Source organism: Paenibacillus sp. FSL M7-0802, assembly GCF_038004945.1.
Lineage (GTDB): Bacteria > Bacillota > Bacilli > Paenibacillales > Paenibacillaceae > Paenibacillus > Paenibacillus polymyxa_B.
The window spans coordinates 3,292,532-3,312,832 of sequence record NZ_JBBOSD010000001.1; the positions used below are offsets into that span (position 1 = coordinate 3,292,532).

At 49.3% G+C, this 20,301-nt stretch carries 21 protein-coding genes and 1 riboswitch; of the genes, 16 read left to right on the forward strand and 5 right to left on the reverse strand.

Going from position 1 to position 20,301, the window contains the following annotated elements; translation table 11 throughout:
* Positions 1 to 42 precede the first annotated feature (42 nt).
* From MHB54_RS15335 to MHB54_RS15350, 4 genes are read right to left on the reverse strand one after another with little or no spacing between them, the layout of a single operon-like run.
* Complete coding sequence (locus tag MHB54_RS15335) at positions 43 to 975, reverse strand: 1-phosphofructokinase family hexose kinase (protein WP_264454437.1); 933 nt, start codon at positions 973 to 975, stop codon at positions 43 to 45.
* A gap of 56 nt (positions 976 to 1,031) precedes the next feature.
* Entirely contained in the window at positions 1,032 to 1,346 is a 315-nt protein-coding gene (locus MHB54_RS15340) for a DMT family transporter (protein WP_013312355.1), read from the reverse strand.
* A complete protein-coding gene (locus MHB54_RS15345; protein ID WP_023990733.1) occupies positions 1,346 to 1,687 on the reverse strand; it encodes a DMT family transporter in 342 nt (113 codons plus the stop codon). Before MHB54_RS15345 ends, MHB54_RS15340 begins: the two co-directional genes overlap by 1 nt.
* A 44-nt stretch (positions 1,688 to 1,731) precedes the next feature.
* Complete coding sequence (locus MHB54_RS15350) at positions 1,732 to 2,325, reverse strand: TetR/AcrR family transcriptional regulator (RefSeq protein WP_023990732.1); 594 nt, start codon at positions 2,323 to 2,325, stop codon at positions 1,732 to 1,734.
* Between the two features lie 204 nt (positions 2,326 to 2,529).
* Between MHB54_RS15350 and cls the strand changes: the two genes are divergently transcribed.
* Positions 2,530 to 4,041, forward strand: coding sequence for a cardiolipin synthase (gene cls, locus MHB54_RS15355; protein WP_264454438.1), 1,512 nt, complete (start codon positions 2,530 to 2,532; stop codon positions 4,039 to 4,041).
* Between the two features lie 33 nt (positions 4,042 to 4,074).
* On the opposite strand, the gene MHB54_RS15360 is transcribed toward cls, so the two are convergent.
* Positions 4,075 to 5,571, reverse strand: a complete 1,497-nt coding sequence (locus MHB54_RS15360) for a phospholipase D family protein (protein ID WP_264454439.1) — start codon at positions 5,569 to 5,571, stop codon at positions 4,075 to 4,077.
* A 235-nt stretch (positions 5,572 to 5,806) separates the two neighbouring features.
* Here MHB54_RS15360 and MHB54_RS15365 point away from each other — a divergent pair, with 235 nt between their 5' ends.
* The 15 genes from MHB54_RS15365 (at position 5,807) to glyA (ending at position 20,274) form a co-directional block, all read left to right on the forward strand.
* Positions 5,807 to 6,232 carry a DMT family transporter gene (locus tag MHB54_RS15365; protein ID WP_023990729.1) on the forward strand — a complete coding sequence of 142 codons (426 nt, stop codon included), beginning with the start codon at positions 5,807 to 5,809 and terminating at the stop codon, positions 6,230 to 6,232.
* A gap of 59 nt (positions 6,233 to 6,291) precedes the next feature.
* Entirely contained in the window at positions 6,292 to 6,996 is a 705-nt protein-coding gene (locus tag MHB54_RS15370) for a Crp/Fnr family transcriptional regulator (RefSeq protein ID WP_025721846.1), read from the forward strand.
* Between the two features lie 59 nt (positions 6,997 to 7,055).
* Entirely contained in the window at positions 7,056 to 7,547 is a 492-nt protein-coding gene (locus MHB54_RS15375) for a DMT family transporter (RefSeq protein ID WP_023990727.1), read from the forward strand.
* 311 nt (positions 7,548 to 7,858) lie between these two features.
* Positions 7,859 to 8,959, forward strand: coding sequence for a type 2 isopentenyl-diphosphate Delta-isomerase (gene fni, locus MHB54_RS15380; protein ID WP_023990726.1), 1,101 nt, complete (start codon positions 7,859 to 7,861; stop codon positions 8,957 to 8,959).
* Complete coding sequence (locus MHB54_RS15385) at positions 8,956 to 9,447, forward strand: GNAT family N-acetyltransferase (RefSeq protein ID WP_028542186.1); 492 nt, start codon at positions 8,956 to 8,958, stop codon at positions 9,445 to 9,447. Before fni ends, MHB54_RS15385 begins: the two co-directional genes overlap by 4 nt.
* Positions 9,448 to 9,580: 133 nt before the next feature.
* Positions 9,581 to 10,681: a redox-regulated ATPase YchF gene (gene ychF / locus MHB54_RS15390; protein ID WP_023990724.1), complete on the forward strand. Its 1,101-nt coding sequence runs from the start codon at positions 9,581 to 9,583 to the stop codon at positions 10,679 to 10,681.
* A 271-nt stretch (positions 10,682 to 10,952) separates the two neighbouring features.
* On the forward strand, positions 10,953 to 12,020 hold the full coding sequence (gene prfA / locus MHB54_RS15395; protein WP_023990723.1) for a peptide chain release factor 1: 1,068 nt from the start codon (positions 10,953 to 10,955) through the stop codon (positions 12,018 to 12,020).
* 3 nt (positions 12,021 to 12,023) lie between these two features.
* Positions 12,024 to 12,923 (forward strand): peptide chain release factor N(5)-glutamine methyltransferase, encoded by a 900-nt coding sequence (gene prmC, locus MHB54_RS15400; RefSeq protein WP_053326272.1) that lies wholly within the window; start codon positions 12,024 to 12,026, stop codon positions 12,921 to 12,923.
* A 75-nt stretch (positions 12,924 to 12,998) separates the two neighbouring features.
* On the forward strand, positions 12,999 to 14,192 hold the full coding sequence (locus tag MHB54_RS15405; protein ID WP_028542184.1) for an FtsW/RodA/SpoVE family cell cycle protein: 1,194 nt from the start codon (positions 12,999 to 13,001) through the stop codon (positions 14,190 to 14,192).
* Between the two features lie 258 nt (positions 14,193 to 14,450).
* Entirely contained in the window at positions 14,451 to 15,143 is a 693-nt protein-coding gene (gene spoIIR / locus MHB54_RS15410) for a stage II sporulation protein R (protein ID WP_264454440.1), read from the forward strand.
* A 153-nt stretch (positions 15,144 to 15,296) separates the two neighbouring features.
* On the forward strand, positions 15,297 to 16,544 hold the full coding sequence (locus tag MHB54_RS15415) for an L-threonylcarbamoyladenylate synthase (RefSeq protein ID WP_264454441.1): 1,248 nt from the start codon (positions 15,297 to 15,299) through the stop codon (positions 16,542 to 16,544).
* A gap of 141 nt (positions 16,545 to 16,685) precedes the next feature.
* Positions 16,686 to 17,246 (forward strand): manganese efflux pump MntP, encoded by a 561-nt coding sequence (locus MHB54_RS15420; RefSeq protein WP_023990719.1) that lies wholly within the window; start codon positions 16,686 to 16,688, stop codon positions 17,244 to 17,246.
* A gap of 104 nt (positions 17,247 to 17,350) precedes the next feature.
* A complete protein-coding gene (locus MHB54_RS15425) occupies positions 17,351 to 17,935 on the forward strand; it encodes a low molecular weight protein arginine phosphatase (RefSeq protein ID WP_023990718.1) in 585 nt (194 codons plus the stop codon).
* 78 nt (positions 17,936 to 18,013) lie between these two features.
* Positions 18,014 to 18,095: riboswitch (ZMP/ZTP riboswitch) on the forward strand.
* A 220-nt stretch (positions 18,096 to 18,315) separates the two neighbouring features.
* Positions 18,316 to 18,903: a TIGR01440 family protein gene (locus MHB54_RS15430; protein ID WP_264454442.1), complete on the forward strand. Its 588-nt coding sequence runs from the start codon at positions 18,316 to 18,318 to the stop codon at positions 18,901 to 18,903.
* A 120-nt stretch (positions 18,904 to 19,023) separates the two neighbouring features.
* Entirely contained in the window at positions 19,024 to 20,274 is a 1,251-nt protein-coding gene (gene glyA, locus MHB54_RS15435; protein WP_013312336.1) for a serine hydroxymethyltransferase, read from the forward strand.
* The last annotated feature ends 27 nt before the right edge of the window (positions 20,275 to 20,301 follow it).

Consider the following 20,301-nt stretch of genomic DNA (forward strand, 5'->3'; position numbering starts at 1 on the left):
AATAAGCGAATATTTAGATGAAATAAAAAAAGTGACGCTGAATTACAACAGCGTCACCGTAATGCCTTGCTCCAGACGTTTCACGTCCTGGAGCTCGATCTTCCCGGCCATGGCGTGCAGAGCTGCCGCTGTGCCGCAGGCCGCTCCCTGCCGTAGCATGGCAGGGAGATCCAGCCCTGTCGCCGCGCCGGTGACCAGTCCGGCGACCATGGCGTCACCGCTGCCGAGCGCGCTGACAATGTCCGCGTCTGGCAGGCTTACGCGGTAGCGCGCATCGCTCGTTACCGCCAGCGCCCCGCGCGCGCCGAGCGAGATGACGGCCAGCTGCGCTCCGGCTTCCAGCAGCTTTGCTGCCGCCGCTTCAGCGGCATCCGGGCGCGCTGCGTCGATTCCCGCAAAGTGGGCGGCCTCGTCCTCGTTAGGCTTCACGAGGTCGGGCTTTCCGCGCAGCCCCAAGCGCAGCGCCTCCCCGCTCGCGTCCAGCGCCACCCGCGCGCCGCGTGCCTTCGCCAGCGTGCACAGCTCGGCGTACAGATCGGGCGGGCAGCCGGGTGGCAGGCTGCCGGAGAATACGACCCAAGCCGAATCCTCGGCAAGGGTCTCGATTTTGCGCCGCAGTGCGGCTAATTCAAGCGGCCCAATGGTCGGTCCGCTCTCAATCAGCTCGGTCTGCGTGCGTGCGGACGGGTCGAGCACGGTAATGGCGAGACGGGTCTCCCCATGTGCCGTTTCAATGAAATCGGCGCTTACGCCTTCTGCGCTCAACCCGTCAATGAGTAGCCGTCCGGTGTGTCCGGCAGCAAACCCGGTCGCTCGTACAGGCTCGCCTAGCGTGCGAATGACGCGAGCGGCATTCACGCCCTTGCCGCCCGGTACCGTCAGGCCGCCTTTAATGCGGTGGACGGCATTCAAACCGAAGCCTGCAACCGTGTAGACTTTATCCACAGCCGCGTTAAGCGTTACGGTGGTAATCACAAGGCATCACTCCTTTAAGATCAGCAATTTGCAACATTTGATGCCATTCGCTCATGCTAAGATATCAGCTTTAATCCCAATGCTGCGGCAAGAATCATGGCGATGAATAAAACACGCAGTACGCTTTTTTGTTCACCGTACAAGAACATGCCTGTAATCGTGCTGCCAACCGTTCCGATGCCTGTCCATACCGCATAGGAAGTTCCCATAGGCAAACTTTTCATGGCATAGCTGAGTAGAGAGAAGCTAAGAACAAAGGATAAGACCATAAGCACTAAGGACTTCCAGCCTTTGCCCACCGTAACGCCCTTCATACCGATGACTCCTAACACTTCCGAGCATCCCGCGATAACCAATGCAATCCAAGCCATTATGCACCACTCCCTTCCTGAACATCACGGTCGGTAACTAACTTCAAGCCGACCACACCTGCCAGCAAAAGGGCAATTAACAGCGTTTTGGACCATTGAAACGGTTCCCCGAATAGCAGCATTTCGCCTACGACCGTTCCCCCTGTCCCCAGTCCGGTGAATACAGCATATACCGTGCCTACAGGCAAACGCTTCGCAGCCTTCATGATCAAATAAAAGCTGGCTACCACAGCCAGCACGGTTACAGCCCAGGCGAGTGCAGAATCCGCATGCTTCAAACCCGATACCCATACGACCTCAATCAGGCCGCCAACAAAAACGTAAATCCAACTGCGATTCATGATGAATGTTCTCCTCAAAAATAGATTTTATAAGTTCGACGGCTTCACGCTTCATGAGGTGAGGTTAACGTAATCCCACGCCAAAAAATAGGCCATGCAGCGTTCAGTCTTCGGTGGTAGTTGATGCTTCCACTGTACAGTAGCTCCACCATGATTCCGTCCACCAGTGTCATGAAGGCTAAAGCCACATCCACTGGCTCCATATGCCCAAAGGGTTCCCGATCCCGTGTATTCCGGAGGCGGCGAGTTAATTTTCGCTCCATTTTATCCAGAAAAGGATTAACAATATCCAGCACCTCGTGATACAACGATACAGGCGGAAAGAAGGAAAAGCGAAGCATAAACTTGGCTGAGTCGTTGCTCTCATATTCCTGTCCCATCCAAAACAAGAAGTCATGCAGGGTATGCTTAAGCGGCTGATCTTTACGTTCCGTAAAGTATTCGAAAATACGTAAATTCTGCTCTTGAAAAGCGTACCTCGCCACCTGTAGAAACAGATCCTCCTTGCCTTGGAAGTGCGCGTATATAGACGGTTTTCGGATACCGACCTCAGCGGCAATACTGCTCAAGGAGGCTCCCTCATACCCATTGGTGGCAAACTGAAAAAGAGCGGCCTTTCGAATCTCTTCCATCCCCATTATTTTCACCTACCTAACGTTCGTTAGTTTATTTTTACACGAAAAAAAGTAAGTGTCAACCCAGCATCATTGCGTTTTGTATAAAGCTTTTCTTTGGATTTTTTTATCAACATTTTAATAAAAAAGTGGGAAGAAATAAGGGGCTCATGTACAATATAATGAAGAATACCTGTCAAATGCAGTCCACTGGAAGTGAGGTTAGTTATGAGGCGAAGCTTACTGGCCGTATTGATCGCGGCTATGGTGTTTATTATTTATTATTTTGGCTTGTTTAATTACATCGGCAAAAATGAAGGAACTGTCATCAGTATTTTTTCCACTCTGACAGTGATCTCCATCAGTCTGATTATTTTTACGGAGAATCGTAATCCCTCCACCACGATGTCCTGGATTTTGCTGCTGGCATTGCTGCCAGTCGTTGGACTTCCTCTTTATTTTTTGTTTGGGCAAAATGTATTCAAGCGTCGCAAGTATGACAAAAAGGCATTGCGTGACCAACAGGCTTACGACCGCATTGAAAAGGATGCTTTGCGAGTCAAACGGGATCTGACCTGCTTTACAGATGAGCAGCAGCAGTTGATGCGTTTGGCCCGCAGACTGGCCCGCTCCCCGATTTATTTTGCGACAGAAACTCAAATTCTGAACAATGGAGATGAAACCTTCTCCACTTTGCTGGAAGAACTGCGCAAGGCGCAGCATCATATCCATATGGAATATTACATTTTCCGGTCGGATGATATCGGTACCAGCATTCAGAAGATTTTGATCGAAAAGGCCAAAGCGGGTGTTAAGGTTCGGTTTATGTACGACGCGGTGGGCAGTATTCAGTTGTCGAAGTCATTTTTGAAGGAAATGAGAGATGCAGGAGTAGAGGTCGTTGCATACGGTGGTGCTCGGATCTTGTTTTTCTCCAGCCGGGTAAACTATCGTAATCACCGTAAAATTGTAGTTATCGACGGTAATATCGGATTAATTGGTGGACTAAATGTAGGGGATGAGTATCTCAGCCGCAACAAAGCCTACGGCTTTTGGCGTGATACGCATATGATTGTGAAGGGCGAAGCTGTGCGGACGTTGCAGCTTATATTTTTACAGGATTGGCTTCACATGACGGGTGAGTCGGTGCTCGATAGCGAATATCTGTCTCCCGATATTGAACCCATTACGGACGGAGGCGTGCAGATTATTGCCAGCGGCCCGGATAATGAGCGGAGAGTACTTAAAAATCTCTTTTTCTCCATGATTACGTCCGCCCGAAAATCAGTCTGGATTGCCACTCCTTATTTTATCCCGGATGAAGATATCCTGACTGCCTTACGGATGGCTGCCTTGTCCGGGTTGGACGTGCGTATTCTGTTTCCCGCAAAACCGGACAAATGGCTACCGTTTCTCGCGTCTCATTCGTACTTCCAGTCGTTGCTGGAGGTTGGAGTCAAGGTATATGAATATGAAAAAGGGTTCCTCCACTCCAAGCTCCTCATCATTGACGGGGAAGTTGCGACCATCGGGACAGCCAATATGGATATGCGTAGCTTTCATTTGAATTTTGAAGTTAACGCTCTGTTAATTCAAACGCACAGTGTGCAGCAGATGGTAACAGACTACGAACGAGATTTGCACTCTGCCAGTCTGATCGTACGCGAAGAATTCATGAAAAAACGTCTGTTCAAACGTTTGATGGAATCACTCGCGCGGCTGCTTTCACCGCTGCTATAACATAAACGAATTCGCTACAGCAGTATCCCGTAGTTAAAATGTAGTAAAGCCTAAAATATCCTGTAGACGGTATATAATATCTTTCCAAAATGTTGAATGATCCTCGTAAGCTGTTAGATCCAAACTGTATTCAGCCCCCTGATTATTCCATAGCTTATCAAAATAGGCCGCAACCTGTCGGGTCAGCTTGCTGTCCGCCGGAGCGGCCACCCACAATTCATTTTCCAGATTCAAATCATCCAGATTACGGGGGGTCAGATTGGTAGAGCCACCCCAAATGATATGCTCTCCTTGTGCCTTGGCGATATAAATCAGTTTGGTATGGAACTGCTCATGGGTGGTATGATACCAGCGAATTTGAATGTTCCCGCCCGATTTATCGGACAACTCCTGGGCAACCGGACGATTGGGGATGCCGATTTTTTCCTGACCAAACGCGTTTTCATTGGGGTCCAGCAGCAATTGGATGTTTACACCGCGCGCAGAGGCATCCAGCAGGCTGTTCAATACTTTGCGGTCAGCCAAATAAAACATGCCCATATGAATGCTGTCACCTTTCTTCGTCTGCCCGATGCCATCCAGAACCGAGGTATACACCTTGCCCTCAGTTAGATATTTGATCCGATAGCTGTCCTTATTCGATGGAACTTTGGGTTCGGCCTGTGGTGTATAGGCAGGAAGCTGCCCACCACCCGAAAAGTCCAACACCGCCTGCTCTGTTTGTAAAATGTCTCCGATGATAGGCCCCTTCACCTCCAGCGCTACATTGGAGTGATAGGCGCTCGCGTCGTGCACGTTGCCTGTAGAAATGAGCGCTGTCTGTTCGTTGGCAACCAATTTTCGGTGATTGGCCTTGACGTTTAACAGCTTAAGATAGGAGCGAGCCGTTACATCAGGTCCGTCACTGGCCATCAGGTTGGGAATCCAGCCTGTGCCCTGCTGCCCGAACCATTGGAAAAAGGTACGCCACACTGCCGAATATATGGGGGTGGAGTCCCGCAACGGGTCTACATCGGTCTGCACGACTTGAATCCCTGCTCGCTTCATATTCTCCAACAAAGGATTGGGGGCAGAATTGTAGTTGGTATTGACTTCATCTGTAATGAAAAAGATAGGCATATCCGGATGAGCTTTCTTTTTGGCAATAAGATGATCGGTCATTTGTGCGCTGACTTGGGGGAAGCGTTGACCTTTATGCTTATAGTCATTGAACAGAAACAGGTCGATGACAATAAATTGTTGGGCTTCATCAATGATCCCGAGCATACGATTCAAAATTTGTCCTTCATGCTGTGCAGTGCTTCCATCCCCGGTGGGATAGGTCAAATCCGTCCAGAAGTTTACCTCATGGGTTGAATATTCCTGACTTTCATAGGAGACGAACGGAGGCAATGGTTTATGGGTCTGATACAGCATGACGGTAATCAGCCAGAGAATAAGTACCAGAATAGCGATTTTAAGAGTACGGCCCTTTTTCCCGGTTTTTCTTTGATATTCCGGCACAGAATGCAGCGGATCACGTGTAGTCATATGACGATCAACTCCTCAATTGAATACTGCATTCCATTTTATCGTGCCGGAACATGCAGTTTTATGATGGGATACTGTCAAGTTATTAACGCAAGTGTGCAGGATTGACGCGGATACTGAATGGAATGAAATGGAGTATGTTTTACTATTCATTGAGGACATATGTCCTTTATAGAGAGTCTGCCCTATACTTTAATATATAGAAAAGTCATTTACATGGGGAGAATAACGATTTATGAGAGGAATCTTGTTTGCTTTTCTGGGAGGAGCGTGTATTACGCTACAGGGGGTAGCGAATACACGGATTAGTCAGGATATCGGTACATGGCCGGCGGCCACTGTTACTCAGCTAATAGGCTTTATTTTGGCAGCATTAGTCTGGATGTTTACAAGGGATGGCAATGTAGCTGAAATGAAACAGGTAAAGCCGATGTATCTTTGGGGCGGTGCCTTTGCAGCTATTATTATATTTAGTGAAGTCACGGCAATCCAACATATTGGGGTTACGTTCACGATCTCGGCGTTGTTGATTGCGCAGTTGTGTTTAACCTTCTTGGTAGATATCAAGGGATGGTTCGGTATAGTGAAGCAAAAGATGAAGCTGCCACAATTTATAGGTATTGGTATGATGATCGCGGGTGTAATTATTCTGAAGCTCTAAAATAGAATTTTAACTTGTAAAGAAAGCTTAGTATGTAGAAATTGAAGGTGAGCTTAGGAATGAGAGAAATTCAGGATCAAGAGCAGCTAAAATATTTTTTGCAGCTGCATGAGTTGGAATCCATACTCTACGAGCCACTACATCCTTATTTGTCGTTGCATCGTTTGGAGCAAGGGGAAAAGCTCTGTTCACAGGGAGACTCCATCGAACATCTATATATACTGGTGCAGGGCAAGGTCAAGATTTATACCAGTTCTACAGAAGGGAAAACCCTGATCCTTTGCTTCAAAACACCGATCGAGGTCATAGGAGATGTTGAATATATTCGGAGTAGTCACGTTATCAACACAGTAGAGGCAGTGTCTCCGATCTATGTGATCGGTATTCACCACCAATGGATGAACAAATACGGCAGAGACTATGCTCCTTTGCTGCAATTTCTATTGGATATTGTCACGCGAAAGTTTTGCCTGGACTCCGACTTTTCCAGTTTCAATCTCATGTATCCGGTGGAAGTCAGGCTGGCGAGCTACCTGCTATCGGTTTCTTTTGACGAATCGAATACGGCTTTTCATGAGGAATTACGTGCATCTAGTCTGGTAGATGTGGCGAATTTGATCGGAACCAGCTATAGACATCTCAACCGTGTCATTCGCAAAATGATTGAAGATGGATGGGTTGAACGGACCAAAGGTTACATTGTCATTCGGGACAGAAAAGGTTTGAGTGAACTGGCAGGACATAATATTTATGAATCATTGTAATAGGAGCATTTAGGATAAAGGCAGAAGAATATCAGGGATCATCAAGGGAGAGTTAAAATATGTTATTAGGAATTGTATTGGCGATTATCGCAGGTGCCTTGGTCAGTCTGCAAACGATATTCAATAATAAGGTGAATGAACGGACAGGATCGTGGGCCACAACAACATTGGTGCTGGGAACAGGGTTCTTGGCTTCCTTACTCGGGAGTCTTATTTTTGAAGGGAAAAATACATTTGCTTTACAGCATATGCAGCCGTGGTACTGGTTCAGTGGCATGATTGGTGTCGGTGTTGTGTTCTGTCTGGTACAAGGAATGAAGCGACTTGGCCCGACCTATGCGATCTCCATTGTATTGACGGCGCAGTTAGGTACCGCCCTGTTGTGGGATTCGTTAGGATGGCTCGGATTAGAAAAGATTCCGTTTACCTTTAATAAGTTGATCGGTGTATTGGTCATTATCGGTGGTATTCTCGTATTCAAATTTGGACATGGGCGTACGAAGGAGCAAGCAGAAAGCATTTCATCTGTACCTGATTCGATGAAGGGATAAAGGAGATTGTAAAGACCTTTATCTTGCTGGGATAGGGATTGTCCTTTCGAATAGGCATTTTGCAGAAAAGCGGCAGCTCAATTAGGAGCGGCTTTTCTGTAGAGTTTCCGAAAGAAAAAATGTTCACGATCGTGTATATATTTTTCCATCCATGATACAATGAAAGTATCTTAAAATAGCCATATTAAGGGCTACGATATTTGATATAAGAGACGATAAATAGATCGGTTACCGTGTTCGGGAACGGTCTTATTTGTGCTTCTTGAACTTGATACAATAAACAGAGTGACTTTGGATGAGGTGGAACATAGATGAGTAGTACAGAAAATGAAAAAGGAGCACCTGACGGTTTTAATAGATCCGGCTCTTTGTTACCTGCCGCACGGACAGGCGAACGGAAGATTGAGCACGTCCGCCTTTGTTTGCAAGAAGATGTGGCCGGACAAGGCATCACCAGCGGGCTAGAGCGATATGCCTTTAAGCACTGCGCTCTGCCGGAGTTGCATTTTGACGAGGTTCGTCTGGATACTACCTTTTTAGGACAGGCTGTACGAACACCGCTACTTATTAGCTCCATGACAGGCGGCAGCGCCGAGACAGGAGCGATTAATGAGCGATTAGCAGAGACAGCGGAGAGACGCGGCTGGGCGCTGGGCGTCGGTTCGGTACGGGCTGCGGTGGAAAGGGAAGAATTAGCTTCAACCTTTGCGGTTCGCCGTCTAGCACCCAGCATCCCGGTCCTTGCCAATCTGGGTGCGGTGCAGCTGAACTACGGATTTGGCGTGGACGATTGTCGCCGTGCAGTGGAAATTGCCGGAGCAGATATGTTGGTGCTGCATTTGAACGGATTGCAGGAGATTTTTCAACCCGAAGGGAATTTGGATTTTAGCGGCCTGCTTCAGCGCATCGAGGAGTTGTGTCGTCAGCTTTCAGTGCCTGTAGGAGTGAAGGAAGTAGGCTGGGGCATAGATGGCGAGACGGCATCGAGACTGTATGATGCGGGTGCTGCCTTTATTGATGTCGCTGGCGCAGGTGGGACAAGCTGGAGCCAAGTGGAGAAATTTCGTAATCCTGACCCTGTGCGTCGTGCCGCGGCGGAGGCGTTTGCGGATTGGGGAAATTCAACCGCTGATTGTATCGTGGAAGTTAGAGCTGCTCAGCCACATGGTGCTCTGATCGGTAGCGGTGGACTGAGAGACGGTGTCGATGCAGCGAAGGCGCTCGCTCTGGGGGCTGACATGGCAGGCTTCGGGCGTTCTTTGCTCGGTTCGGCGGTTGACTCCAGCGAAGCGCTGGAAGCACGCCTGGAGCAGGTGGAGCTGGAACTCCGAACGGTCATGTTTGGGATTGGGGTAGATGGAATAGAAGGGCTTAAAGACACGACTCGACTAAGAAAGAAGGTAAATGGATGAGCGGACTTATTACATTGGTTCAGATGAATGCGGAGCAATATGATCGATTTGAACAACGCTCGCTTGCCGACTATGCGGATGAGAAAATCCAAGCAGGTACATGGACGGTAGAAGAAGCACCAGAACGTGCGGCAGAAAGTTTTGCTCGATACCTGCCACAGAGGCTAGACACACCTCATGCTCACCTGTATATGTTGATGTTTTCCGATGCCGGGGGGCAGAGTCAGGAGGAAGCTGGCTATATCTGGTTCAATATTACGGACGGCGCGCAAGGAAAAGAAGCTTTTCTACTGGATATTCTTGTATACGATTCATACCAGGGGAGAGGTCTAGGTACGCTGGCGATGGAGGCTTTGGAAAAGGAGGCTCGCAGACTGGGAGCTGTCCGCATCGGTTTGCATGTATTTGGGCATAATGAGCGAGCTTTGCATGTATATCGCAAATCGGGCTATCGGGTTACGGATATCCAGATGAGCAAAGAAATCTAAATAGGGATATAGCAAAATCCTGAATTTCATAACCGTATGCTTGCCGCGTGTATAGGTTCTCATATATAATGTGGGTTGGTAAACTAACGGATGGCATAACGCATATTTTATATAAACGGGAGTTGTTCTGATTATGGCTTTAAAAGCGGGGATTGTGGGTCTGCCGAACGTGGGCAAATCAACACTGTTTAACGCAATAACGCAGGCGGGTGCGGAATCCGCAAACTATCCATTTTGTACGATTGACCCGAATGTGGGTGTCGTTGAAGTACCGGATGAGCGGCTGGATAAGCTGACTGAACTGGTTGTACCGAATAAAACGGTGCCAACGGCATTTGAATTTGTTGATATTGCAGGACTTGTGCGCGGTGCGAGCAAGGGCGAGGGTCTGGGTAACAAGTTTCTGGCTCATATTCGTGAAGTGGATGCGATTGTACATGTGGTACGTTGCTTTGAAGATGAGAACATTACCCATGTGGACGGCAAAATTGACCCGATCAGCGACATTCAGACCATTAATCTGGAACTGATTCTGGCGGATATCGAAAGCGTAGACAAGCGTATTGAACGTTCCCGCAAAAACATGAAGGGTGGCAACAAGCAGTACACCCAAGAGGTTGAAGTGCTGGAGCGGATCAAGGAATCGCTGTATGCTGATAAACCGGCGCGTAGCTTAGAATTGTCGGATGAAGAACGGTTGATTGTACGCGATCTTCATTTGCTTACGATGAAGCCTGTATTGTACGCAGCTAATGTCAGCGAAGATGGCGTAACGGAAGCTGACAGCAATCCATATGTGCAAAAGGTACGCGATTTTGCCATAGATGAAAATGCAGAAGTGGTGCCGATCAGCGCCAAGGTAGAATCTGAAATTGCTGAGCTGGAAGGCGAAGACAAGGCGATGTTCCTTGAGGAGCTGGGATTAGCTGAATCCGGATTGAATCGTCTGATTAAAGCAGCTTATCGCTTGCTGGGCCTGTATACGTATTTCACAGCAGGTGTGCAGGAAGTACGCGCTTGGACTATTCACAAAGGAACGAAAGCACCGGGTGCTGCGGGCGTAATTCATACGGATTTTGAACGCGGATTTATCCGTGCCGAGGTTGTATCCTACAACGATTTGGTCGCTGCTGGTTCGATGAACGGGGCTAAGGAACGTGGTCAGCTTCGTCTGGAAGGTAAGGAATATGTAGTGCAGGACGGAGACGTTATGCATTTCCGTTTTAATGTTTAATATATAATTTCCAGAGTACAATACTCGATTCGGATATATAAAAGACGATAACTCAATGTATTTGTGTTCTGAAATGTGCTAGATTATGTGGTCGCTGCCTATATTAGGGCGGCGACTTTTTATTGTATTGCATGTTGTGTGGATTTTTGCAAAATCCTAAATTAGTCAGTATTTCTTGTAGCTAATTCATGAATTAGTTGGTATAATAAAGAGCTGTAGCCAGTGAAATTGAAGCTGGTTTCATATTAATTTAACTGAAGAGGTGAATCGCTTGTTGGACCGATTGCAATCATTGGCGGACCGCTACGATAAACTGAGCGAACTGCTCTGCGATCCGGATGTAGCGAACGATAGCAAAAAACTTAGAGATTATTCCAAAGAACAGTCTGATTTACAGCCTGCTTATGAAGCATATACCGAATATAAAAATGTCGTTGAAGAGCTGGAAGCTGCAAAAACCATGCAGGGTGAAAAGCTGGACGACGAGATGCGTGAAATGGTCAAAATGGAGATTGATGAACTTAGTGTTCGCAAGCGGGAGCTGGATGAAAAAATCCGTATTTTGCTGCTGCCGAAGGACCCGAATGATGATAAAAACGTTATTATCGAGATTCGTGGTGCAGCGGGTGGTGACGAAGCGGCACTGTTCGCAGCCGACTTGTATCGGATGTATACTCGTTATGCCGATACCCAAGGCTGGCGTGTAGAGCTGATGGACGCGAACATGAATGATCTCGGGGGCTTTAAAGAGGTTATTTTCATGATTAACGGCCGTGGTGCATACAGCAAAATGAAATTCGAAAGCGGAGCACACCGCGTACAGCGGATTCCGACGACGGAATCAGGTGGACGTATTCATACGTCGACATCTACAGTATCCGTTATGCCTGAGGCAGAAGAAGTGGATATTGAAATTTCCGACAAGGATATTCGCGTGGATACGTTCTGTTCCAGCGGTGCAGGTGGGCAGTCCGTTAATACGACCAAGTCGGCGGTGCGTGTGACACATATGCCTACAGGTATTATGGCAACCTGTCAGGACGGCAAATCCCAGAACTCCAATAAGGAGAAGGCGTTGCAAGTTTTGCGTGCCCGTATTTCGGATATGCTGCGTCAGGAAGAGGAAGCCAAATATGCAGGCGAGCGTAAGAGCAAAGTAGGTACTGGAGACCGCAGTGAGCGTATCCGGACCTACAACTTCCCGCAAAGCCGTGTAACGGATCATCGTATTGGACTAACTATGCATAAGCTGGACCAGGTGATGAACGGGGAGATCGAAGAAATCGTATCAGCGCTCACGATTGCAGAGCAGGCTGATTTGATGGAACAAGAGGTTTAAGTTTTGGGGAACGAACGCGATTGTGTGTATCGGATGTCGCCGGAACGGAACATGAGTGTCAGAGAAGCCTTAGTTGAGGCTTCTTCTTTTTTAGGAAGCTGTGGTGTTCTGGAGCCGCAGCACAATGCCCGCTTACTGCTGGAGCATGTGCTCGGGTTGGAAGGCACGGCGTTTTACGCTGCTCTGGGTGATTCGTTCCCTTCCTCCGTCAGGGAGGAGTGGGAACGGATTATAGCCCGCAAAGCTGCGGGTGAACCGGCGCAGTATATTATCGGACGGCAGGAATTTTATGGCCGCCCGTTCGCGGTTTCGCCGTCGGTGCTGATTCCGCGCCCCGAGACAGAACTGCTCGTCGAGGCGATACTCCAGCACGGCGATCGGCTGTGGCCAAGCGGCGCTCCGCAGGCGCTCGACATCGGCGCAGGCAGCGGTGCGATTGCCGTGACGCTGGCGGCTGAGCGACCGAGCTGGCGCGTGGCGGCAGGGGATATTTCGGCTGCCGCGTTAAAAGTAGCGACTCATAATGCTGCTGCGAACGGCGCAGCCGTAGAATTCCGCGAGGGCGATCTGCTGGCGCCGTTCGTGGGAACGGCGGTGGACATTCTCGTGTCCAACCCGCCGTACATCCCGGCTGCTGACATCGCTGGTTTACAGCCAGAGGTACGCGACCATGAGCCGCGGATGGCGTTGGATGGTGGTCCTGACGGGCTCGGCCCGTATCGGGCAATGCTGGAGCAGCTCGGACTCCTTCAGGCTCCGCCGCGGCTAATCGGGTTTGAGCTGGGGATGGGACAGGCCAGAGACGTGGCTGGTCTGCTGGCACAGGCAGGTCATTGGAAGAACATTATAATCGTTCCTGACCTTGCAGGGATCGAGCGACATGTCCTAGGTGTCTCGGAGTAGTGCTGCATTTTCTTTTTGCGAGTCTTTCCTTTAGAATAAGAGGGGTATGACCGAGAAACGGCTCAGGGGGAAATCATGCTTCAGAAATTGAAAAAAATTGACGGTCCGGTTATCTTTATTCTGGTTTTGCTCATGGCGATTAGTATCATAACGGTATATAGCGCAGGTAGGGGCCCTACGAACTTGGCAGAGCACGGCAATGACTACCAGAAGATGATCGGGTATTATATATTGGGTTTTGTGGCGATCTTGGGTTTAGCGATGGTCGATTTTCGGATATTCATTAAAAAAGCCCTGTACGTATATGGAGGCGGAATATTCTTGTTGGGTCTCGGATTTTTTGGCGGGACGGTTAACAACTCTCAGGGCTTTTTGAAAATTGGTGGCTTGAACCTTCAGCCTGCTGAGGTATTCAAGCTGGTCCTTATCGTTTTTCTGACTTATATGCTGATCAAGAAGCGCAAGAGCAAGCTGTATTTTATTCAGGATGTTCTTCCAGTCGCTCTGGTGAGCTTTGTCCCGTTTGCCATGGTTATGGCACAAAATGACTTGGGTAATGCGCTCGGTTACATTGTCATCGTCATCGGTATGCTATGGATTGGTAATGTGAAGGCATCCCATGCGTTAATCGGATTTATCGTATTTGCAGTCGCTGTTGGCGGCGGGATTAAAGCTTATATTTCGTTTCACGATGAGATTGATTCCTTTATGAAGGGGATTGGCCGTAGTCACTGGGTTGAGCGTTTGGACCCTTGGTTGGTACCGGAAGAGGCAACCGCGAAGGCGTCTTATCATACCAAAAATGCCAAGCTGGCGATAGCCTCTGGCGGGATGATGGGCAAGGGCTTTTTGCAAGGAACCTCGGTACAGTCCGGGCGTGTTCCTTATACGTACGCGGATTCTATTTTTGTGGTCGTAGCGGAGGAATTTGGCTTTGTAGGCTCTTCAGTGCTGCTATTGTTATATTTTATTTTGATTCACCGCATGATCCTGATTTCGCTGGAATGCCGGGATCGCGCCGGACCGTATATTATTGTCGGGATTGTGTCCATGTTGCTGTACCAGATTTTTGAGAATATTGGTGCGTTTCTGGGCATTATGCCGCTTACGGGGATTACGCTCCCGTTCATAAGTTATGGTGGTACCTCGTTGCTTATTAACATGGCTAGTATCGGCTTGGTTATGAGTATTAAGGTGCACGGCCAAGAGCTGGAGGATGATCTGCCACAGCCTTCCAGACTAAGCTTGACGAAGGCGAAAAAAGCCTAGCACAGGTGGAATGTGGCTAGATAATGATTGGTATTTGTGTGAGTTGAAACGGTGCAACGAGAGAGTCCAGATTGTGAAATCTGGGCTTTTTCATATTCCTCGGTGAGGGTCAGAAGCTTGGTGTAGCATGATTTGAGGGTATTATTGAAAAAAATCTGTAAAGTGGTCCTGAATCTTTTACAAGAATCATAGGTTTAGACTCTCCCAAACCGGACAGACTGATAGACATGATAGAGTTTGGGTTTGGGGGAGACGAAGATGAGAAATTGGATCAAGCAAGCTGCAATGATACTATTTTGTATTTCGATATTAATGATGTCTTGGGAAGGTCAAAAGACGGATGCTGCTATGACCACTGGAACAAGAGGAACCTTAGCATCAGGAGTAGCTACAACAGGGCTGAAAGTGATTCCACATGATTCCATTCGACTGCGTATTTTGGCCAATTCGGATCGTCCGGAGGATCAGCTGGTTAAACGCGAAATACGGGACGCTATTGTACAGCAGATGAATGCCTGGGTGGGTGAGCTGGAAAACCCGCAAAGCTTAGACCAAGCGAGATCATTGATTGATGCTCATTTACCTGAAATTGACCGTTTGGTAGGTATGGAACTGGCTCGTCGCGGCATTGCGTATGATCATCAGGTGGAACTGGCGAGCGTACCTTTCCCAACGAAAATGTACGGTGGTCTGGTCTACCCGGCAGGGAATTATGAGGCACTTCGGGTTACGCTGGGGCAAGGAAAAGGTCAAAATTGGTGGTGCGTGCTGTTTCCTCCGCTATGTTTTATTGATGCAGGCAGTGGGGAAGCAACGGCACAAACGGTATCAGCAAAAACGAATCACGGAGATAGTCGGACGAATGCTACTGACAAGGAGCCAGAAGTACGTTTTTTTCTGTGGGATGCACTTACGGGACTGTGTAACTGGGTGAGTGGTTTGTTTGCCTAAACGTTGAGGAGTGTAAGTTTCCCCATATGCTATAATGGAGCTTACGATAGATATACACATGGCAGAGCCAAATGAACTGATCTTACAAAGTAGCCTTATAGGATCAGGCGAAATCACTGGCTTGTATGACAATAAGATATGGGATGATCTGATATGAGCGATAAATCGAATCAAATGCAAGACTTGCGCGGAGAATTTGTGCAAAAGGAAAAACCTGAGCAAAAGCTAGATGAACAGGGAATTCGCGAGCTGAAGCAGGCATTGAAGTCTTCCCATACACAATGGTGGGATGTAAGATGTTTGGTTCCTGTGAGCAACACTGACGGGGATGTTTCTGACGAAATTTGGGATGAACAGACTCGGATCGCGGCGGAAAAGGGCATACGCGAGGCCGCCTTACTCCTCCAAGCTGGAGAGACGGTAGCCTTTCCTACGGAGACCGTGTACGGCCTGGGGGCCGATGCGCGTAGTACAAAAGCGGTGGAGGCGGTATTTGCTGCCAAAGGACGCCCTTCCGATAACCCGCTCATTGTACATATTTCTGATGCTGATCAATTAGAGGGTATGGTAGCAGAAATAAACGATACAGCCCGAGCGCTGATGAATATGTTCTGGCCGGGACCACTGACTCTCGTATTGCCGGTAGTGCCGCAGGCACTGTCATCGCGTGTGACAGCCGGGCTGGACACGGTTGGTGTGCGCATGCCGGATCATCCGATAGCGCTTCGTTTGATCGCTGAAGCGGGTTGTCCACTGGCTGCGCCAAGCGCCAACCGGTCGGGAAGACCCAGTCCCACCCTTGCACAGCATGTGCGGGAGGATCTGGAGGGCCGCATCGGCGGCATTTTGGACGGAGGTCCCACGGGGGTGGGACTGGAGTCCACGGTAGTGCAGGCGGGTGACGACGGAACCGTCACCATCCTGCGCCCCGGCGGCGTGACGGCCGAGCAGCTCGCTGCGGTTGCTCGCGCCGTCGTGCTGGACCCGGCGTTGGCCGCTACGCCCGGGGAAGACGCGGACAGCCCAGCGCCGCGCTCGCCGGGCATGAAGTACACGCACTACGCGCCGCGAGGCCGCTTGAGCGTGGTACAAGGCCCGTCGTCCGTTGAGGTGACGGGCTGGATTCGCGCCGCGCTGGCGGAGGCTTCCGCGCGCGGGGAGCGCACGGCAGTGCTCGCGTTTGACGAGCATGCCGCCGGCTACGCCGGAGAGCGCGTCTACACGCTAGGCAAGCTGGACGCGCTCCATGAGGCAGCGCAGCGCCTGTACGGCGTGCTGCGCCGCTGCGACGAGGACGGCGTCACCTACATTTTGTCGGAATCCTGTCCGCCGAAAGGATTGGGAGACGCCGTCATGAACCGCCTGCTTAAAGCGGCAGGTCACCGAATCGTCCGCTTGTAGCTTCTGTCGAATCAGAGCCTCTTATATTAAATTTCTCCTCTCCTCGTCTTGGTATTGGGCACTTTCAGTGTATGCTTGTACTGATTTGCCCCTTGTCCGCATAACGTGTACAAGAACAGACGGATAATGGAGGGATGGAGTATGCTGGCAGCCTCTGCCCATGCCGGGCAGGTTGTAACGATTCTGATCATGGCGGTAGCGCTAGGAATGGATGCGTTATCGCTGGGCGTAGGGATCGGCATGAAGGGGATACGCCTGCGAGACGTGCTGCGCATCAGTACTGTTATTGGCTTTTTTCACATTCTGATGCCATTGCTGGGAATGTTCACAGGCCATTATATGAGTTCTTTATTAGGTCATGTGACGGCCTACTTCGCAGGGGGGTTACTCATCCTTTTGGGCGGGCATATGGTGTATAATTCCTTTAAAGGGGACGGCGTACAGGTATTGGATCATCGTTCGCCTTTAGGCCTTTTGCTGTTTGCACTTGGGGTGAGCGTTGACTCATTTTCTGTAGGAGTGTCACTAGGTATGTTCCAAAGTGATCTGGTGCTGTCCGTTCTGGCGTTTGGTTTTTGCGGGGGAGCAATGGCGATGTTGGGCCTGCTGTTGGGTCGCAAGGTCAGCCGCAATCTAGGAGATTATGGAGAAGCAGTGGGCGGTGCCATTTTGCTGGCATTCGGCTTTATGTTTATGTTTTGATTTTAGCGTAGACAGTGTAAAATAAATGCAGGATTATAGTAAGGGATTAGAATTATAGTAATCCTCTGTTTATATATTTTTTTAACATACGGGGGGTGAAAACGTTGAAGAATATCTTATTCGTATGCACAGGGAATACCTGTCGCAGTCCAATGGCTGAAGGGATGCTGCGTAAGTTGGCTGCTGAGCATGGGCTAGAACTGGAAGTGCGTTCTGCGGGAGTAGCCGCGATGGAAGGCACGCCGATATCCCGACATGCAGAGGCGGTTCTACGTGATCATGATATATCCGATCAGATCACTTCAACCTCTTTGAGCGACGGGCTTGCCGGGTGGGCGCATCTGATCTTAACCTTGACGCAAGGACATAAACAGCACGTAATTCAGCGCTTTCCCCAAACGGCGGGCAAAGTATTTACGCTTAAGGAATATGTGGAGAACCGGGATGCGGTGTTGAATGATGTACAGGAGTTGGATAGTTTATATGCTTCACAGCAGTTGATGGCTTCACTCGGACAAGAGCTATCGGCGCAGGAGCGTGAACGAATGATTGAATTACACCAACGGATTCCGGGCTTTGATATTTCTGATCCGTTTGGCGGTTCGCGAGAAGATTACGATGTCACAGCTGCGGAAATCCGTACGGCACTGCATAAGCTGCTGGACAAGCTAAAGGCATCTTCCGAATAAAATTGGTATTACTCATCTGTTTTGTACGGAATCTGTTGATTTTCGGCGGTTAATCCGTTAAGATAAGGTGGAAAAATGAGAATCCGATGTAACTGGCGACAAAAGTGGGATTAACCACGATGGAGCATCGGATATACGGCCGGTCGCCTGGGCAAAAGAGCAATTCCACATAGGTGTGGACTGCTCTTTTTTTCATATACAAGTTATGCCAGATTTTTAGCTGAGAGTTGATTCCATTAAAGATTCTTCCATTTTTTCTGCTCGAAATCTGAAACATCGGCTATAATATAGTCAGATTGTGATCAGGAGAGAGTGTGTTGAACTTGGGGCATGAGACCGTGCCTAGTCTCTGAGAGGCTGTTCAACCAAAGGAGGTTCCAATGGTGGAACAATTAGATCATGAGATTCCGCTGGAAGCACAGACCACTTCTGTCGTGCGGGAAATCGCAGAAGCAGCCAGTCTCAAGGCTGGTCGCCTACTTGTTATTGGCGTTAGCACAAGTGAAGTGGCTGGAAGTCGGATTGGTACGGCGGGGGCGCTCGATGTGGCTCAGCAACTGTTGTCTGGAGTAGAGTCCGTTCGCAGGCAGTATGGCTTTGATGTGGCGTTTCAATGCTGTGAGCATTTGAACCGAGCGCTGGTCGTTGAACGGGCTGTGCTGGAGCGACTGAGACTGATGGAGGTTGCAGCTATTCCTGTTCGTACAGCAGGAGGCTCTATGGCTACCGTCGCCTATCGTTCTATGAGCGACGCGTGTTTGGCGGCGAACGTGCAGGCTCATGCCGGGATAGACATCGGCGAAACGCTGATTGGCATGCATCTGCGACCCATTGCTGTTCCGTTTCGCCCAAGCCTTCGCTGGATTGGCGAAGCACGTGTGACAGCAGCGTTCACCCGTCCTCCACTTATTGGCGGACAACGGGCGGTGTACAGTCTGGAGCAAGAAGTCGGCGGAAACTGCGATTAGCATTTGGCATGGCGGCATGTTTGTACTAATCTTTTTTGCATTGATGATGAGGTACCCAACAGAGGAGCAGGCGTTTGCTTGTATACCCAACAATTGACTATGGAGAGGGAGTAATCAATCATGATGGAACACCTGCGTAAAAGTGACCCGGCAGTGATGGAAGCAATGGGACTTGAACTGAAACGACAACGCCACAATATCGAGCTAATCGCATCCGAGAACATTGTCAGTGAAGCAGTAATGGAAGCTATGGGCTCCGTGCTGACGAATAAATATGCTGAAGGTTATCCGAACAAACGCTACTATGGTGGCTGTGAGCATGTAGATATCGTTGAAGACATCGCACGTGACCGCGCGAAAGAACTGTTCGGCGCCGAGCATGCTAACGTGCAGCCTCACTCTGGAGCACAAGCCAACATGGCGGTGTATCTGGCAGCTCTCAAACCTGGAGATACTGTACTGGGTATGAATCTGGCGCATGGTGGCCACTTAACACACGGAAGTCCGGTTAACGCTTCCGGCTTGTTGTATAACTTTGCTGCCTATGGTGTACGCGAAGACAACTTCCGCATCGACTACGATGAAGTGCGCAAGGCAGCCTTCAAGCACCGTCCTCGTCTGATTGTAGCTGGCGCGAGTGCATATCCGCGTACTATTGATTTTGAAGCTTTTGCTTCCATTGCCAATGATGTAGGTGCTTTGTTCATGGTGGATATGGCACATATCGCAGGTCTTGTGGCAGCGGGAATTCACCCAAGTCCAGTTCCGCATGCCCAATTTGTAACAACAACGACACACAAAACGCTGCGTGGTCCGCGTGGGGGTCTGATTCTGACTCGCAAAGCATGGGCGCAAGCGATTGATAAAGCTATTTTCCCTGGTACTCAAGGGGGGCCACTGATGCATGTGATCGCGTCCAAAGCGGTTGCTTTGGGTGAAGCGCTCCAGCCATCGTTCAAAACCTATGCGCAAAACGTAGTCCGCAACGCACAGGTGCTGGCTGAAACACTGCTGGCTGAGGGGATTAACATTGTATCCGGTGGTACGGATAACCATCTGATGCTGTTGGATACGCGCAATTTGAATATCACAGGTAAAGAAGCGGAGCATGTATTGGATTCCGTGGGCATCACGGTCAATAAAAATGCGATTCCTTTTGACCCGACCAGTCCATTCGTAACAAGCGGAATTCGTATTGGTACACCTGCTGCAACATCTCGTGGTATGGATGAAGAGGCTATGGTCAAAATCGGTAAAATCATTGCTGAAACCCTTAAAAACCCGAAAGATGATACTGTATTGTCCAAGGCAAGCCAAGCGGTTGGCGAGTTGACAGACAAGTTCCCGATCTATCCAGGAACTCAATACTAATTCATCAACATTCATAATCTTTATGTT